The sequence below is a fragment of the Streptococcus sp. HMSC068F04 genome, from assembly GCF_001837455.1.
GTDB lineage: Bacteria > Bacillota > Bacilli > Lactobacillales > Streptococcaceae > Streptococcus > Streptococcus salivarius_D.
Window position 1 is genome coordinate 15,162 of sequence record NZ_KV832477.1, and the last position, 15,840, is coordinate 31,001.

At 41.2% G+C, this 15,840-nt stretch carries 17 protein-coding genes; 16 read left to right on the plus strand and 1 reads right to left on the minus strand.

What is annotated here, in order from left to right; translation table 11 throughout:
- Positions 1 to 94 precede the first annotated feature (94 nt).
- The 13 genes from licT to HMPREF2571_RS04325 all read left to right on the plus strand — a co-directional run bounded on the left by licT (position 95) and on the right by HMPREF2571_RS04325 (position 11,029).
- Positions 95 to 934 carry a BglG family transcription antiterminator LicT gene (gene licT, locus HMPREF2571_RS04270; protein WP_070847266.1) on the plus strand — a complete coding sequence of 280 codons (840 nt, stop codon included), beginning with the start codon at positions 95 to 97 and terminating at the stop codon, positions 932 to 934.
- Between the two features lie 217 nt (positions 935 to 1,151).
- Positions 1,152 to 1,649 carry an rRNA maturation RNase YbeY gene (gene ybeY, locus HMPREF2571_RS04275; protein ID WP_002886021.1) on the plus strand — a complete coding sequence of 166 codons (498 nt, stop codon included), beginning with the start codon at positions 1,152 to 1,154 and terminating at the stop codon, positions 1,647 to 1,649.
- Positions 1,630 to 2,034: a diacylglycerol kinase family protein gene (locus tag HMPREF2571_RS04280; RefSeq protein ID WP_004182934.1), complete on the plus strand. Its 405-nt coding sequence runs from the start codon at positions 1,630 to 1,632 to the stop codon at positions 2,032 to 2,034. Before ybeY ends, HMPREF2571_RS04280 begins: the two co-directional genes overlap by 20 nt.
- A gap of 22 nt (positions 2,035 to 2,056) precedes the next feature.
- Positions 2,057 to 2,956, plus strand: a complete 900-nt coding sequence (gene era / locus HMPREF2571_RS04285) for a GTPase Era (protein ID WP_013990908.1) — start codon at positions 2,057 to 2,059, stop codon at positions 2,954 to 2,956.
- 44 nt (positions 2,957 to 3,000) lie between these two features.
- The gene (mutM, locus tag HMPREF2571_RS04290) at positions 3,001 to 3,822 is read left to right on the plus strand and encodes a DNA-formamidopyrimidine glycosylase (RefSeq protein WP_070847268.1); all 822 of its coding nucleotides are present in this window, start codon (positions 3,001 to 3,003) and stop codon (positions 3,820 to 3,822) included.
- Positions 3,819 to 4,412, plus strand: coding sequence for a dephospho-CoA kinase (gene coaE / locus HMPREF2571_RS04295; RefSeq protein WP_013990906.1), 594 nt, complete (start codon positions 3,819 to 3,821; stop codon positions 4,410 to 4,412). Before mutM ends, coaE begins: the two co-directional genes overlap by 4 nt.
- A 50-nt stretch (positions 4,413 to 4,462) precedes the next feature.
- On the plus strand, positions 4,463 to 5,686 hold the full coding sequence (locus HMPREF2571_RS04300) for a multidrug efflux MFS transporter (protein ID WP_013990905.1): 1,224 nt from the start codon (positions 4,463 to 4,465) through the stop codon (positions 5,684 to 5,686).
- A complete protein-coding gene (gene rpmG / locus HMPREF2571_RS10260) occupies positions 5,676 to 5,822 on the plus strand; it encodes a 50S ribosomal protein L33 (RefSeq protein WP_002890443.1) in 147 nt (48 codons plus the stop codon). Before HMPREF2571_RS04300 ends, rpmG begins: the two co-directional genes overlap by 11 nt.
- Positions 5,823 to 5,867: 45 nt before the next feature.
- Complete coding sequence (gene secG / locus HMPREF2571_RS04305) at positions 5,868 to 6,104, plus strand: preprotein translocase subunit SecG (protein WP_002886135.1); 237 nt, start codon at positions 5,868 to 5,870, stop codon at positions 6,102 to 6,104.
- A gap of 62 nt (positions 6,105 to 6,166) precedes the next feature.
- Complete coding sequence (gene rnr / locus HMPREF2571_RS04310) at positions 6,167 to 8,620, plus strand: ribonuclease R (RefSeq protein ID WP_013990904.1); 2,454 nt, start codon at positions 6,167 to 6,169, stop codon at positions 8,618 to 8,620.
- A gap of 21 nt (positions 8,621 to 8,641) precedes the next feature.
- Positions 8,642 to 9,106, plus strand: a complete 465-nt coding sequence (gene smpB / locus HMPREF2571_RS04315; protein ID WP_002885905.1) for an SsrA-binding protein SmpB — start codon at positions 8,642 to 8,644, stop codon at positions 9,104 to 9,106.
- A 146-nt stretch (positions 9,107 to 9,252) separates the two neighbouring features.
- Positions 9,253 to 10,659, plus strand: coding sequence for a Cof-type HAD-IIB family hydrolase (locus HMPREF2571_RS04320; RefSeq protein WP_013990903.1), 1,407 nt, complete (start codon positions 9,253 to 9,255; stop codon positions 10,657 to 10,659).
- 1 nt (position 10,660) lies between these two features.
- Positions 10,661 to 11,029 carry a S1 RNA-binding domain-containing protein gene (locus HMPREF2571_RS04325; protein ID WP_002886108.1) on the plus strand — a complete coding sequence of 123 codons (369 nt, stop codon included), beginning with the start codon at positions 10,661 to 10,663 and terminating at the stop codon, positions 11,027 to 11,029.
- Between the two features lie 99 nt (positions 11,030 to 11,128).
- Here HMPREF2571_RS04325 and HMPREF2571_RS04330 read toward each other — a convergent pair whose 3' ends face one another.
- Positions 11,129 to 12,214, minus strand: a complete 1,086-nt coding sequence (locus HMPREF2571_RS04330; RefSeq protein ID WP_013990902.1) for a M24 family metallopeptidase — start codon at positions 12,212 to 12,214, stop codon at positions 11,129 to 11,131.
- Between the two features lie 313 nt (positions 12,215 to 12,527).
- Between HMPREF2571_RS04330 and ccpA the strand changes: the two genes are divergently transcribed.
- Genes ccpA through HMPREF2571_RS04345 form a run of 3 tightly spaced genes read left to right on the plus strand, consistent with a single transcriptional unit; the run spans position 12,528 to position 15,784 of the window.
- The gene (ccpA, locus tag HMPREF2571_RS04335) at positions 12,528 to 13,529 is read left to right on the plus strand and encodes a catabolite control protein A (RefSeq protein WP_013990901.1); all 1,002 of its coding nucleotides are present in this window, start codon (positions 12,528 to 12,530) and stop codon (positions 13,527 to 13,529) included.
- A gap of 59 nt (positions 13,530 to 13,588) precedes the next feature.
- The gene (locus HMPREF2571_RS04340) at positions 13,589 to 14,656 is read left to right on the plus strand and encodes an MmcQ/YjbR family DNA-binding protein (RefSeq protein ID WP_013990900.1); all 1,068 of its coding nucleotides are present in this window, start codon (positions 13,589 to 13,591) and stop codon (positions 14,654 to 14,656) included.
- Positions 14,657 to 14,668: 12 nt separating this feature from the next.
- Complete coding sequence (locus tag HMPREF2571_RS04345) at positions 14,669 to 15,784, plus strand: glycerate kinase (protein WP_013990899.1); 1,116 nt, start codon at positions 14,669 to 14,671, stop codon at positions 15,782 to 15,784.
- The last annotated feature ends 56 nt before the right edge of the window (positions 15,785 to 15,840 follow it).

Consider the following 15,840-nt stretch of genomic DNA (forward strand, 5'->3'; position numbering starts at 1 on the left):
GTTGGTCAGGCCAGCACTTTTTGTTTGTAGTAAATAGGTTTCTCAATAAAAATTTGGTAAAATAAAGTAAGCGCTTTTATAACGAGGAATCATGATGAAGATTGAAAAGGTTTTAAACAACAATGTTGTCCAAGCTTTGGATAATAATGTGGAATACATTGTCATGGGTAAGGGGCTAGGCTTTCAAAAGAAGGTCGGAGACCGTGTTGATAAGGAAAAGATAGAAAAGACTTTTGTTTTGGGAAATACAGAGGCAGTAGAGGAATGGTCTCGTGTTTATGTCGATTTGCCTGACGGTGAAATGCAGGTCTTTTTGAATATTCTTACTTTTGCTGAAGCTGTCTTGCAAACCAAGTTTGAACCCTCTTTTTTCATAGCTCTTGCAGACCACCTACATTACGCTATTGAAAGAAGTAGAGAGGGTGTTTCTTTGCAGAATCCTTTGGCTTGGGAGGTTCGAAAATTTTATCCTCGGGAGTATGAAATTGGGAAACAAGCCCTTCGTTTGATTGCCAAGGATTTAGAAGTTCAGTTGGCAGATGATGAAGCTGCCTCTATCGCTTTGCATTTTGTCAATGCACAGAAGGATGCGGGTCTCCATGAAAAAGACCGACAGATGACTCAAATTGTGGTTGGGATTAGTGACATTGTCCGTCTTCATTTTGGTTATGATTTGGATGAGGATAGTTTCTCGTATAACCGTTTTATGACACATCTCCAATACCTAGCACAACGTATTGTGAGTGGAGTTAGTGGTGGCAAGAATGATGCTTTCCTTTACGAACAAGTTAAGATAAATTATCCAGAGTCCTTTATCTGTACCCAAAAGATTGTTGCTTATATCAAGACAAGTTACGCCTTTGAGCTGAGTTTAGACGAACAAGTCTTTTTAACCATTCATATTCAACGTCTTAAGGATAATTTAGATAAGTAAACGATTCCCAGAGACGTCCTACAAAAAGCAGACAATTAGCCTTAAGTCTGCTTTTTCTGTGTCCTTATGGTATAATGAGGTGATTAATATTAGACCAAAAATACTCTGGGCTAGTATTCTATGTATTTGAGTATTTGTATAAAAAAGCTAATGAGTTAGTGAAAGGAAGCGAGCGGTTCTATGTTTGAAGTGAGCATTGCCGTTCCTAAAGTATCTTATGTATATTGAAATGATTGATGAGACTGGACAAGTCTCTGAGAAATTAAAAGAACAAACCTTGGAGTTGCTAGATTTTGCAGCACAAAGACTTGGCAAGGAAGACAAAGAAATGGCGGTTACATTTGTAACCAACGAACGTAGCCACGAGCTAAACCTGGAATATCGTGATACGGACCGTCCAACTGATGTTATTAGTTTGGAGTATAAGCCTGAATTAGACATTAGCTTTGATGAGGAAGAGTTGGCTGAAAATCCTGAATTAGCTGAAATGATGGGAGAGTTTGATAGTTATATCGGTGAACTCTTTATTTCTGTTGATAAGGCTCATGAGCAAGCTGAGGATTATGGTCATAGTTTCGAGCGTGAGATGGGCTTCTTGGCTGTTCACGGTTTTCTTCACATCAATGGCTACGACCATTATACTCCAGAAGAAGAAGCGGAAATGTTTGGATTACAGGAAGAAATTTTGACTGCTTATGGACTTACGCGACAATAACCCACAAAAAAAGTGGAAAAACAGAGAATTTACAGCTAGTTTTGAGTTTGCTCTAACAGGAATTATCACAGCTTTTAAAGAAGAACGCAACATGCGCAAGCATTTGGTTTCAGCTATCTTGGTGGTATTGGCTGGCTTGATTTTTCGTGTGTCTGCGACAGAATGGCTCTTTCTTTTGATGGCAGTTTTTCTCGTAATTGCCCTAGAGATCGTTAATTCTGCCATTGAAAATGTTGTCGATTTGGCCAGTAATTATCACTTTTCGATGCTAGCCAAAAATGCCAAGGATATGGCTGCAGGAGCTGTTTTAGTGGTTTCTTGTTATGCACTCATTACGGGTATGATTGTTTTTATACCTAAAATTTGGCACTTAATTTTCAATTAAAAGGAAATAGGAAAGAAGTTTTATGACATTTAAATCAGGATTTGTGGCTATTCTTGGCCGTCCTAATGTAGGAAAATCAACGTTTTTGAACCATGTTATGGGGCAAAAAATTGCTATCATGAGTGATAAGGCTCAAACAACCCGTAATAAAATTATGGGGATTTACACAACCGATAAGGAACAGATTGTCTTTATCGATACCCCAGGGATTCACAAGCCTAAGACGGCTCTTGGAGATTTCATGGTGGAATCTGCTTATTCAACCCTTCGTGAAGTGGATACCGTCCTCTTTATGGTACCAGCGGATGAACCCCGTGGTAAGGGTGATAATATGATTATCGAACGTCTTAAACAAGCTAAGGTTCCAGTTATCTTGGTAATCAATAAGATTGACAAGGTTCATCCAGATCAGCTCCTAGAGCAGATTGACGATTTCCGTACACAAATGGATTTCAAGGAGATTATCCCGATATCTGCCCTCCAAGGGAACAATGTTTCTCATCTTGTGGATGTCTTGAGTGATAACCTTGAGGAAGGGTTCCAATATTTCCCAGCGGACCAAATCACCGATCACCCTGAGCGTTTCTTGGTATCGGAGATGATTCGTGAAAAAGTCCTTCAGTTGACACGTGAAGAAATTCCACACTCTGTTGCTGTTGTCATTGATGAGATGAAGCGTGATGAAGACACGGATAAGATTCATATTCGTGCGACGATCATGGTTGAGCGTGACAGCCAAAAAGGCATTGTCATTGGTAAGCAAGGTTCTATGCTCAAGAAGATTGGTACCCTTGCCCGTAAAGATATTGAAGTTATGCTTGGGGACAAGGTCTTCCTTGAAACCTGGGTTAAGGTTAAGAAAAATTGGCGTGATAAAAAACTTGATTTGGCCGATTTTGGTTACAATGAAAAAGAATATTAAAAAGCTGGGCACTTGCTCGGCTTTCTTGCTAGAAGGAGGAGCAGATGCCTGAGTTACCTGAGGTAGAAACTGTTAGACGAGGTTTAGAAAGGTTAGTTGTAGGTCGGACCATTTTGTCTGTTGAAGTTAAGGTTCCGAAAATGATTAAGACCTCCTATGATAGTTTTTTGAATGACTTACCTGGCCAAACTATTCAAGCCATGCGACGTAGAGGTAAGTACTTGATTTTTGACTTTGGACAGTTGATTATGATTTCCCACTTACGCATGGAAGGAAAATACCTCTTGTTTACAGATCAGGTTCCTGCTAATAAGCATTTCCATCTTTTCTTTACCTTAGATGATGGCTCGACTCTTGTTTATCAGGATGTCCGTAAGTTTGGGACCTTTGATTTATTGGCTAAAAATCAAGAGGAGGCTTATTTTACAAAGAAAAAGCTTGGTCCTGAGCCTACTAAGAAGGCTTTTAAATACGCCTCGTTTGAGAGAGCCTTGATGACCTCTGCAAAGCCCATTAAAAGTCTCCTCTTGGAGCAGAAATTGGTAGCTGGTCTAGGTAATATCTATGTTGATGAGGTACTTTGGGCAGCTAAGGTTCATCCTGAGACGCCAGCAAAGAAGCTTAGCAAGGCAGCCATGAAGCGGGTCCACGATCAAGCGATTGCTATTTTACAGCTAGGAATTGAAAAAGGTGGCTCAACCATAAGGACTTATCGTAATGCCCTTGGTGAGGATGGGACCATGCAGAACTATTTGCAGGTTTACGGAAAGACGGGACAGCCTTGTCTACGCTGCGCAAGCACAATTGAGAAAATCAAGTTAGGAGGGAGAGGAACACATTTGTGTCCTCGTTGTCAGAAACGATGATTATTGGGTTAACAGGTGGTATTGCTTCAGGAAAATCAACTGTAGTTGAAATGATTAAAGAGGCAGGTTACAAGGTCATTGACGCTGATCAGCTTGTACACGACATGCAGGCCCAGGGGGGGCGTCTGTACCAGGCCTTACTTGATTGGTTGGGAGAGGGAATTCTCCTTCCTAATGGTGAATTGAATCGTCCTAAACTAGGGCAACTGATTTTTTCCAATGAGGAGATGAGACAGCGGTCTGCTGAGATTCAAGGGACAATTATTCGAGAGGAACTAGCAGCTCAGAGGGATCGTTTGGCCAAGGAAGAAGATGTTTTTTTCATGGATATTCCCTTGCTTATTGAAAATGGGTATCAGGACTGGTTTGATCAGATTTGGTTGGTGGCAGTGTCACCGGAGGTCCAGTGCCAACGCTTGATGAAACGTAATCACTTAAGTGTTGAGGAAGCTAAGATGCGTATTGATAGCCAAATGTCTTCAGCTGAGAAAAAGCCTTATGCCAGCTTGGTTCTTGATAATGACGGTAGTCTCGATGATTTGAAGAAAAAGGTTAAGAGTGCAATAAATGATTTAACGAGCTCCTCATAGCTAGCCATTGTGATATAATGGATAGTGAATTTTAGAAAGAAGATGATTATTTGCGCCAAAAAGAGGTTAAAAGTACTGATTGGCAACGTAACCTTAAAATTGCATGGATAGGAACCTTTTTTACTGGAGCTAGTTTCTCCATTGTTATGCCTTTCATGGCCCTCTACATTGAGGAACTGGGTGTTAAAGGAGACATGGTCGAATGGTATACTGGCTTGTCTGTTGCCATCTCTGCTCTAGCCTCTGCCTTGGTTTCCCCTATTTGGGGACGCCTTGCTGACCGTTATGGTCGAAAGCCCATGATGATTAGGGCCAGCATGGTGATGACTTTTACAATGGGAGGTCTTGCCTTAGTCCCAAATGTTTTTTGGCTACTTTTCTTGAGAACGCTGAATGGTTTATTTGCGGGCTATGTCCCAAATGCCACAGCATTAATTGCTAGTCAGGTTCCTCAGAACCGTTCTGGCTATGCCTTGGGGACCTTGTCTACGGGTCTAACGGCAGGTGTTCTGATTGGCCCTTTGTTAGGTGGTACCTTGTCTGAGGCGTTTGGCATGAGGGGTACCTTTTTATTGGTTGGACTCATTCTATTTATCTGCTGCCTCTTAACTATCTTTGGTTTGCGAGAGAATTTCAAGCCTGTCGAAAAGGGAGAGATGATGACTCTTTCTCAGGTTTTTGCAAAAATTCCCAGCAAATCTATGTTGATTGGCCTTTTTGTGACCAGTATGATTATCCAGATTTCTGCCCAATCGATTGCGCCTATGTTGGCCCTTTACATTCGTTATTTAGGTCAGAGGGACAGTATCCTTTTTTACTCAGGGTTAATAGTTTCTGCTATGGGCTTCTCTAGTCTCTTAAGTACTCCTTATCTGGGAAAATTGGGAGACCGTATTGGGAATCATCGCTTGCTTTTAATGGGGCTATTTTATAGCTTTCTCTTGTATTTCCTCTGTGGTTTTGCCGGTTCAGCCTTGCAACTGGGTATCTTACGTTTTGCCTATGGCTTTGGTGTGGGTGCCCTTATGCCTAGTGTCAATTCTTTATTGACCAAAATGACACCCAAAGAAGGAATCTCAAGAATATTTAGCTTTAATCAAAGCTTTTCATATATTGGACAGGTTTTAGGTCCCTTTGTTGGGTCAGCAGTTGCGACAGGTCTAGGTTATCGCTGGGTCTTCTTTGTGACTGCAATGATCGTCTTTGGAAATTTTGTCTGGTCCTTAATCATCTTTAGAAAATCGCTAGGAGTCAAGAATATAGGTGAGAGTTAAAATCAATTTAAAGTGTAGTGAATGTGGGAGCATCAACTATCTCACAAGTAAAAATAAACAGAATCATCCTGAGAAAATTCAGGTACCCAAATTCTGCCCTAAGGATAGAAAAGTAACCTTACATGTTGAATCTTAAAGGGTTCTATGGTAGAATAAAAAGGACTTTTTCGGAGGAATAACTATGTACGACTTATTATTAACGCTGCTCTTGGTGATGTCAGCTATTATTGTGATTGCGGTATTCATGCAGCCACAAAAAAATCCAAGTAGCAATGTCTTTGATGGTGGTGGGTCAGAAGCACTATTTGAACGTAGTAAACCACGTGGTTTTGAAGCCTTTATGCAACGCTTTACAGGAATCATGGTTTTTCTATGGATTGTAGATGCAATCGTCCTTTCCATTCTCTCAAGTAAGTAATGAGCTGACTGAGGTTGGCTCATTTTTTGCGTTATAGTCAATGAATAAAAGAAAAGGAAATCATGAAAGAATCTATTATAAATTATTTGAAGGAGCATGGGAAATCCAGTGTAAACGACATTGCCCAGGCTCTTAATCATGCTGGGGGTGAAAAGTTCCCTCAGCTCATCAAGGCCATATCAGCCATGGAAAGTAAGGGGCAGTTGCGTTTTAACCGAGATGGCTCTGTATCCTTGCGTCCTAAGAAAGAAAATCCTAATCAGGTGACTGTTGAAGGTGTCTTCCGTGCCAATAAGAACGGTTTTGGTTTCTTGCATGTCGATGACAGTGAAGATGATATGTTCATCGGTCGTAATGATGTTGGCCATGCCATTGACGGTGATACTGTTGCCGTTGTCATCAAGAAGCCAGCAGATCGTTTACGAGGGACAGCAGCAGAAGCACGTGTTGTTGAAATTGTAGAACGTTCGCTTAAGACTGTTGTAGGGAAATTTATCCTTAGCGACGAGAAAGAACCCTATGCGGGTTACATTAAGTCTAAAAACCAAAAAATTCAGCAGCCAATTTATATCAAGAAAGAACCAGTTGCTCTAGATGGTACTGAGATTATCAAGGTTGATATTGAAAAATACCCTAACCGTCACTATGATTATTTCGTAGGAAGTGTTCGTGACATTATTGGTCATCAGGGGGATGCTGGTATTGATGTCTTGGAAGTTTTGGAATCAATGGATATTGTTTCAGAGTTCCCAGAGGATGTCATGGCGGAAGCAGAAGCTGTACCAGATGCACCGAGTCAGGAAGACCTCGTTGGTCGTGTTGACCTTCGTCAAGAAGTAACTTTTACCATTGACGGAGCTGATGCTAAGGACTTGGACGATGCGGTCCATATCAAACGTTTGCCAAATGGTAACTTTGAGCTTGGTGTTCATATTGCTGATGTGTCTTACTATGTTACTGAAGGATCTGCACTTAACCGTGAGGCCGTAGCACGTGGGACATCTGTTTATGTGACAGACCGCGTAGTGCCAATGTTGCCTGAGCGTCTATCAAATGGTATTTGTTCCCTAAATCCCAATGTTGATCGCTTGACGCAGTCAGCCATCATGGAGATTACTCCAAAAGGTAAGGTGGTTAATCATAAGATTTGCCAATCTGTGATTAATACAACTTTCCGTATGACCTACAGTGATGTCAATGAGATGTTGGCTGGAAATCCAGAAAAGATTGAGCAGTTTAAACCAATCATGGATTCTGTATCAGCTATGGCAGAATTGCATAAGATTTTAGAAGACATGCGTGAGCGTCGTGGTGCCCTTAACTTTGATACATCTGAAGCTCGTATCTTGGTTAATGAGAAGGGAATGCCAGTGGATATCGTGGTGCGTGAACGTGGAACAGCCGAGCGAATGATTGAGTCCTTCATGTTGGCTGCCAATGAATGTGTGGCAGAGCACTTTGCTAAGGCTAAGTTGCCATTTATCTACCGTATCCACGAAGAGCCAAAGGCCGAGAAATTGCAACGCTTCATGGATTATGCCTCTATCTTTGGTGTTCAAATCAAAGGAACTGCCAATAAGATGGATCAGCTAGACTTGCAAGAGTTTATGGCCAAAGTTCAGGGAAAACCTGGAGCAGAAGTCATGAACATGATGCTGCTTCGTTCAATGCAACAAGCTCGCTATTCAGAACACAATCACGGACACTATGGACTTGCGGCTCAGTACTATACCCACTTTACTAGTCCAATCCGTCGTTACCCAGACCTCTTGGTTCACCGAATGATTCGTGAGTACACTAACAATATGTCTCAAGAGACGCGTGAACATTTTGAAGAGGTTATTCCTGAGTTAGCGACATCATCTTCAACTCTTGAACGTCGTGCCATTGATGCCGAACGTGTCGTTGAAGCTATGAAAAAAGCGGAATACATGGAAGAGTTTGTTGGCCAAGAATTCGATGGTATTGTCGGAAGTGTGGTTAAATTTGGTATGTTTGTGGAATTGCCAAATACTATCGAAGGTTTGGTTCACATCACGACCCTTCCAGAATTTTACAATTACAATGAACGTACCATGACACTTCAGGGTGAGAAAACTGGTAAGACTTTCCGAGTTGGTCAGCCTATCCGTGTCAAATTAACACGTGCGGATAAGGAAACCGGAGACATTGACTTTCAATACCTTCCAAGCGAGTATGATGTCACTGAGAAAGTAGACCACAAGGCTCGTCAGGAACGTGAAGAGAAGGCGAAAGCCTTCCGCAATAGAGGTCCACGTCGTGACCGTCAAAATGGAGATTTCGAACGTCGTGGTAAACGTGGGGATAACCGTAACCGTCAAGATGGTAATGGTCGTAAAGGCTCTTATGACGAAAAACGTAAGTCATCTAAGAAACCCGACAAGCGTAAGAATCAAAACCGTCCTCATAATGATAACAAGGGACGTGAGAGTGGCCGTCGTAAGAAGAAAGGGAACAAACCTTTCTACAAGGACGTTGCTAAAAAACGAAAATAGGATGAGAATGGAGGGACTGCTATGCCAAAGGGTGAAGGCAATGTTGTTGCTCAGAATAAAAAGGCTAGACATGACTATAGTATCGTTGATACTATTGAAGCAGGTATCGTGCTAACAGGGACGGAGATTAAATCCGTTCGTGCGGCACGCATCCAACTAAAAGATGGCTATGCCCAAATCAAGAACGGTGAGGCTTGGTTAATCAATGTTCATATTGCTCCTTTTGAGCAAGGAAATATTTGGAATCAGGATCCAGACCGTACGAGAAAATTATTGCTCAAGAAAAAGCAAATTACCAAACTTCAAAATGACCTTAAGGGAACAGGAATGACCTTGGTTCCTCTTAAGGTATACCTAAAAAACGGTTTTGCCAAGGTATTGCTTGGTATTGCCAAAGGGAAACACGATTACGATAAACGTGAGTCTATCAAACGTCGTGAACAAGAACGTGATATTAAACGTATTATCAAGAGTGTTAACCGTTAAAACGCCTATCATCTAAGACTGCTATAGTCCTAGATGATTTTTTGTTTTTGGCTTTAAGACATGATATAATGAGAGTACCATACGGTCTTTAGTTAGGATAGCAGGTATACCTAACTCTGGACGTGATACTGTAAAGGAGATTAGCGATGCCAGTAGATGCTAAAACAAAATACAAGGCCAAGAAGACAAAGATTGTTTTCTTCGACATTGACGACACGCTTCGTGTCAAAAAGACAGGCTACATTCCTGAATCTATTAAGGCTGTTTTCAAAGGGCTTAAAGAAAAAGGAATTTTAACGGGGATTGCCACAGGACGTGGCTACTATGGTGTCGTTGAGGACATTCGAGACCTAGAGCCCGATTATTTTGTAACCATCAATGGAACTTATGTGATTAATCGAAAAGGGGAAGAAATTTATAACCAGCCCCTAGCTCGTGAGGTTACAGAAGCTTTTGTTGCTTGGTGTAAAGAGATTGGGATTGCTTGGGGATTTGCTGGTAAGGATAAGCCAGTTGTCTCAGAGCGTTCAGATTTGATTGATGATGCTATGAAACCAGTCTATGGTCTTTGTGATGTGGAGCCAGACTTCTACTTGTCGAACGATGTTTACCATATGTGGACTTTTGCGGAAAATGATGGTGAGCTTGAGTTACCAGAAGAACTTGCGACACATGTTCGTATGGTACCTTGGCATGAACACTCATCTGACGTCGTAGCAAATGGTATCTCAAAAGCATCTGGTGTCGAGCATGTCTTGGAGCATGAAAACCTTAAACCGGTCAATGCTATGATGTTTGGGGATGGTCCAAACGATATGGAGATTTTTGACTATGTTGGACTTAAGGTTGCCATGGGTAATGCCACACCAGAACTGAAAGAAAAAGCAGATTACGTTACAGGAACAGTAGAAGAAGATGGCATTTTCAATGCCTTGGAGGAACTCGGATTGGTAGAAAAAGAACTTCATTTCCCACAACTTGACTTGGATGCAGTAGAAGGTCCAGTCGCAACAATTAAAACAAACCATGGTGATTTGGTCATCAAACTTTTCCCTGATCATGCACCATTAACAGTTACTAACTTTGTCAATTTGGCCAAGAGTGGCTACTATGACGGTGTGATTTTCCACCGTATTATCAAGGACTTTATGATTCAAGGTGGTGACCCAACTGGTACTGGTATGGGTGGTGAGTCAAGCTTCGGTGGTAGCTTCCAGGATGAATTTTCTGAAGAGCTCTATAACCTCCGTGGTGCGCTTTCTATGGCCAATGCTGGACCAGATACTAATGGTAGCCAGTTCTTCATCGTTCAAACGCCTGAAATTCCTTATGCTAAAAAGGAACTCGAACGTGGTGGTTGGCCAGCACCAATCGCGGAAGCTTATGCTGAAAATGGTGGAACACCTCACCTAGACCGTCGTCACACAGTCTTTGGTCAATTGGTGGATGAAGACTCTTACAAGGTGCTTGATGAGATTGCCAATGTTGAGGTTGGAGCTCAAGATAAGCCACTTGAGGATGTTGTGATTGAAACAGTTGAGGTAGCAGACTAAGATGAAAATTGGAGACAAGCTTAGGGGTGTTATCACAGGCATCAAGCCTTACGGTGCCTTTGTTTCATTGGAAAATGGTACCACAGGCTTGATTCACATCTCGGAGATTAAGACAGGTTATATCGACAACATCTACAATACCCTCAAGGTAGACCAGGAGGTCTTGGTTCAAGTTGTTGATTTTGATGAATTTACACAAAAGGCCAGTCTTTCTTTGAGAACCCTTGAGGAAGAAAAAAATAAAATCCCTCATCGTCATCGTTTCTCAGATAGTCGTTTGAACTATGGCTTTAAACCTTTGGCAGAAGCAATGCCAGGATGGATTGAAGAAGGACTTGACTATCTTAGACAAGAGCATGAGGAAAAATAGCAAAAAAAGCTGACTCTCAATGAGTCGGCTTTTTTGGTGTTTTCGATTTGGCTACAAACAAAAAGATCTTCAATTTAATTGAAGACCCATGTTTATTAATTAGACATCAAAATAGATCAATTCTTTTGGTGTGTGTGTGAAGACTTCAAAGCCATCTTTTGTCACATAACCACAGTCCTCGATACGAACACCAACTTTTTCAGGAATGTAAATACCTGGTTCAACAGAGAAGCACATTCCTTCTTCGATTACCAAGTCATTTCCTTCCATGATAGAAGGGAATTCATGCACATCCATTCCGATACCGTGTCCGAGGCGGTGGTTGAAGTATTCGCCGTAACCAGCTTTTTCAATAACATTACGTGCTGCAGCATCGACTTCGCTGGCAGTTACACCTGGTTTAATCATATCTAGGGCAGCCTGTTGAGCTTCTAAAGTCAAGTGGTAGATTTCTTTTTTGAAATCATCGGGTTTTCCAACAGCGACTGTTCGCGTCATATCTGAAGCATAGCCATTCACCATACAGCCCAAGTCGAAAAGGAGGAGGCTGTCATTTTCAATGCGGTTAGTTCCTGGAATACCATGAGGGTTTGCGGCATTATTACCTGTAAGGACCATCGTTTCAAAGGACATTTGATTGATACCGATTTTCTTCATGCCAAATTCGATTTGAGCAATGATGTCTGTTTCAGTAACGTCGAGAGAGATATTGTCAAAACCGATATTAACAGCTTTATCAGCATAATCACCGGCAACAATCATTTTTTGAATTTCATCAGCAGACTTGATAACGCGCATTTTTTGGATGAATGGTGTCAAGTTTTCAAAGCGACCTTCAAAGACCGTTTGCAATCCTTGGAACTTAGTCACATTGAGATTGTCAAACTCTGCATAAATAATAGGGCTGTCTGTACTTGCTAGGCCAGCCTTGATTTTTTGCCATGGATTTTCAGAGTCCACATAACCAAAGACTGGGAAGTCGAGTACAGCAGAGGCACGTGCAACCTCAAGAGCAGGAACAAAGAGGGCAGGTTCACGATTTTCGTAGACGAAGAGGAACATTTGGCGTTCATGTGGGTCACAATCAAAACCAGTAAGATAATTGACAGTTACAGGATCTGAAACAATAGCTAGCCCTGCTTTATTTTCATTCAAAAAATGACGAATGCGATCAAGTTTAGACATAGAAAAAACTCCTTTGTATTTCTTACACTCATTCTGTCACTTTTATAGTAAAAATGCAAGCTGTTTTTTTGGCTTTTCATTAAATCATTTACTTTCATTGAGACTTTTTTAGGCTAGGTTTGTAAGCGATGGATAGTCTTGGAAACACGAAATGACAGGTCTTTTTCTGAAATGGCTTTCTTCCTCATAACCATGAAGAAGGAATCCCTTTCATTTTTTTGTAAAAAATCAGTCAAAATAATTGAAAGTGTTTTCAGAATCTGATACAATTAGCATGAATAAGTGAGCGTAAAATGAGAAAGGAAGTGTTTTTATGAATACTGATGAAACAATTACTATATACGACGTTGCGCGTGAAGCAGGTGTTTCGATGGCGACTGTGTCTCGTGTGGTAAATGGAAATAAAAATGTAAAAGAAAACACCCGAAAAAAAGTGCTTGAGGTCATTGATCGTTTGGATTACCGTCCAAATGCGGTTGCGCGTGGCTTGGCGAGTAAGAAAACTACTACTGTAGGAGTTGTCATCCCAAATATTGCTAATAGTTATTTTGCTACTTTAGCAAGGGGGATTGATGATATTGCAACCATGTACAAGTACAATATTGTTCTTGCATCTAGTGATGAAAATGACGATCACGAAGTTACCGTGATTAACTCTCTGTTTGCCAAACAAGTAGACGGTATCATCTTCATGGGTTACCACTTGACGGAAAAAATTCGTGCAGAATTTTCTCGTACCCGTACGCCGATTGTCCTAGCAGGAACAGTGGACCTTGAACACCAATTACCGAGTGTTAACATCGACTATAAAGCTGCTGTTGAGGATTGTGTAACGCAACTTGCTAAAAATAATGAAAAGGTTGCCTTTGTATCAGGACCACTAATTGATGATATTAATGGCAAGCTCCGTCTAGCTGGTTATAAGGCCGGACTTGAAAAGAATAATTTGCGCTACAATGAAGGTCTTGTTTTTGAAGCTAAATACAGCTATAAAGACGGCTTTGATCTAGCACAACGTGTCTTGAACTCTGGTGCCACTGCTGCCTATGTTGGAGAAGATGAATTGGCTGCAGGTCTCTTGAATGGCCTCTTTGCTGCAGGTAAATCCGTTCCAGAAGACTTCGAAATCATCACAAGCAATGACTCACCAATTACAAGCTATACACGTCCAAACCTTTCTAGTATTAATCATCCTCTCTATGATTTAGGGGCAGTTAGCATGCGTATGTTGACTAAAATCATGAATAAGGAAGAGCTTGAAGAAAAAGATGTTATTCTTAATCATGGTCTTACCTTACGTCAGTCAACAAAATAAAAAAGGAGTTGGGACATAAGTTTGTCTCAACTTCTCTTTTTTAGAAAAAGGAAGAACCAATGATTTTTGAGGATGCTTATTTTAAAAAGAAAATCCTAAAACCTGATAGCCTAGAGCCTTTTGGTTTTACAGCTACCGAGCAAGGCTATGAGTTCAGAAAAACACTGATAGCTGAAGAACTTGAAGCTCGATTGTTTATTGATTTAGAAGGTAAGTTGACGGGACAGGTTGTCGATAGTGATCTTGATGAGCCTTATGATATCTTCAGGAGTCCTCAGGCTACTGGAACTTACGTTGGTCAAGTCAGAGAAGCTTATGGAGCACTTCTGTCACAGGTAGCTGTTTCTTGTTATGAAAATCAATTATTTTCATCTCCACAAGCTAATCGCCTGGCTAAGTTTTTAGTTCAAGAATTTTCAGACCAAGCAGACCATCCTTTCGAGAAGGAACCAAGCTATCTATCTTTCAGAGTTGATGGTAAATGGTATGCCTTGTTTTTTCCTCTTAAGGGAGAAAAACTAGGGCTTGGTGGAGAAAAGGCAGAATCAACATATGATGTGGTTAACATCAAGGTTAATCCGAAGCAAATGGATAAGCTCTTGAAAATGGATGGCGTTTTTCCTAGCTACCATATGTCCAAGAAGACCTGGGTCAGTCTTGTTTTAGATGAGACCTTGCCGGACCAGACCATTTTTGAGCTTCTTAGTGAAAGTCGAACCCTAGTGGCCCCAAAACATCTTAGAAAGGCTTCGGAGCCTCATTATTGGATTATCCCGGTAAATTTGAAATACTACGATATTGGGGAGGAGTTTTCCGCAAATGAGGAGATTCTTTGGACACAGAAAGCTAGTATGCAAAAGGGAGATTTTGTGGCTATCTATATTACGGCACCTACCAAGGCCATCCGTTACGTCTGTCAAGTTTTAGAGGCAAATATCCCTAATCAAGGTTATCGTGAAGAGGAGAGTATTAAAGAGTTGATGCGGATTAAACCCTTATATACTTTTAATGACACTGACTTTGACAGTGATAGACTAAAGAGTTTAGGTATTAAAACTGTTCGAGGTCCTCGACATATGACGGAAGAGTTAGTTCAGGCTTTATCCCCTTACCTAAAAGAAAAATAGAAGGAGGACATCATGCGAATTTTGATTGCACCTGATTCATTTAAGGAGAGCTTATCTGCAAAAGAGGTCGCCTTAGCCCTTAAATCAGGCTTTGAAAATGCCTTACCCGACGCTGATTTTGACCTCATGCCAATAGGTGATGGTGGCGAAGGCACCTTAGATGCTCTTGCTGAAAATCTAAATCTTGAGAAGAAAAGTATCAAGATTCCTCATGCCTATACAAGTGACGGAAGTGTTTCTTTTGCTAGCAATGGCCAGACTGCTATTTTTGAAATGGCTGCGATTTGTGGCTTGGAGCATATTTCTAAGGAGAAACGAAATCCTCTAGCTCTAACGACACAAGGCGTAGGTGAACTAATTGTTCATTTGGTTCAATCTGGCATCCGAGAGTTTATTATAGGCGTAGGTGGATCTGCTACCAATGATGGTGGTATTGGTATGGCATATGGATTGGGTTATCGTTTTTATGATTCTGAAGGACAGGAGCTTGAGCCAATAGGTGCTAATCTTGGTCTCCTTAAAAAGGTTTCCTCTGAAAATAAGGTTGATTTGTCTGGTGTCACCATTCGTCTGATTACTGACGTAGATAACCCCTTGTGTGGTCAACATGGAGCGACCTATATTTTTGGTGGACAAAAAGGCTTGTCTCCTTCACAATTTAAAAAAGTTGACCAAGATATGTCACAATTCTACACTGACTTTGCTCCTGAAGTTTTAAAACTAGCTGGTTCAGGAGCAGGGGGAGGCATGGCTGCAGGTCTGGTGGCCTTTGCAGATGCAGAAGTTAAATCAGGAATTGACTTTGTACTTGATTGTGTTGATTTTGACCAACGTGTGAAGTCTGCTGATTTGGTTATAGTAGGAGAAGGACGTATGGATAGCCAGTCCTTGTCTGGTAAGGCACCGGTCGGGGTGGCTAGGCGGACACCATCAGCTATTCCCGTCATTGCAATCTGCGGTAGTCTGAAGGATGACTTGCCTGATTTTCCAGTAGCAGGCATTTCAGTTGCCTTTCCCATTATTGGACAAGTAGCAGACTTAGACCAAGTTTTAGCTGCTGCTAAAGAGAATCTCTATCGAACAGGACTCAATGTTGGAAATCTCATCAAGCTCAGTAAAACATTGTGATATAAGAAAAAGCTGACCTTGCGTCAGCTCAGAATGAAGACAAACATCGTTTTTGA

What these genes read in the sequence shown, in the direction of transcription:
- licT (WP_070847266.1), top strand. Translation starts at nt 95, where the DNA reads ATGAAGATTGAAAAGGTTTTAAACAACAATGTTGTCCAAGCTTTGGAT.
- HMPREF2571_RS04325 (WP_002886108.1), top strand. Translation starts at nt 10,661, where the DNA reads ATGAAAATTGGAGACAAGCTTAGGGGTGTTATCACAGGCATCAAGCCT.
- smpB (WP_002885905.1), top strand. Translation starts at nt 8,642, where the DNA reads ATGCCAAAGGGTGAAGGCAATGTTGTTGCTCAGAATAAAAAGGCTAGA.
- mutM (WP_070847268.1), top strand. Translation starts at nt 3,001, where the DNA reads ATGCCTGAGTTACCTGAGGTAGAAACTGTTAGACGAGGTTTAGAAAGG.
- ccpA (WP_013990901.1), top strand. Translation starts at nt 12,528, where the DNA reads ATGAATACTGATGAAACAATTACTATATACGACGTTGCGCGTGAAGCA.
- HMPREF2571_RS04320 (WP_013990903.1), top strand. Translation starts at nt 9,253, where the DNA reads ATGCCAGTAGATGCTAAAACAAAATACAAGGCCAAGAAGACAAAGATT.
- HMPREF2571_RS04280 (WP_004182934.1), top strand. Translation starts at nt 1,630, where the DNA reads ATGGACTTACGCGACAATAACCCACAAAAAAAGTGGAAAAACAGAGAA.
- secG (WP_002886135.1), top strand. Translation starts at nt 5,868, where the DNA reads ATGTACGACTTATTATTAACGCTGCTCTTGGTGATGTCAGCTATTATT.
- rnr (WP_013990904.1), top strand. Translation starts at nt 6,167, where the DNA reads ATGAAAGAATCTATTATAAATTATTTGAAGGAGCATGGGAAATCCAGT.
- HMPREF2571_RS04330 (WP_013990902.1), bottom strand. Translation starts at nt 12,214, where the DNA reads ATGTCTAAACTTGATCGCATTCGTCATTTTTTGAATGAAAATAAAGCA.
- HMPREF2571_RS04340 (WP_013990900.1), top strand. Translation starts at nt 13,589, where the DNA reads ATGATTTTTGAGGATGCTTATTTTAAAAAGAAAATCCTAAAACCTGAT.
- ybeY (WP_002886021.1), top strand. Translation starts at nt 1,152, where the DNA reads ATGTATATTGAAATGATTGATGAGACTGGACAAGTCTCTGAGAAATTA.
- era (WP_013990908.1), top strand. Translation starts at nt 2,057, where the DNA reads ATGACATTTAAATCAGGATTTGTGGCTATTCTTGGCCGTCCTAATGTA.
- coaE (WP_013990906.1), top strand. Translation starts at nt 3,819, where the DNA reads ATGATTATTGGGTTAACAGGTGGTATTGCTTCAGGAAAATCAACTGTA.
- HMPREF2571_RS04345 (WP_013990899.1), top strand. Translation starts at nt 14,669, where the DNA reads ATGCGAATTTTGATTGCACCTGATTCATTTAAGGAGAGCTTATCTGCA.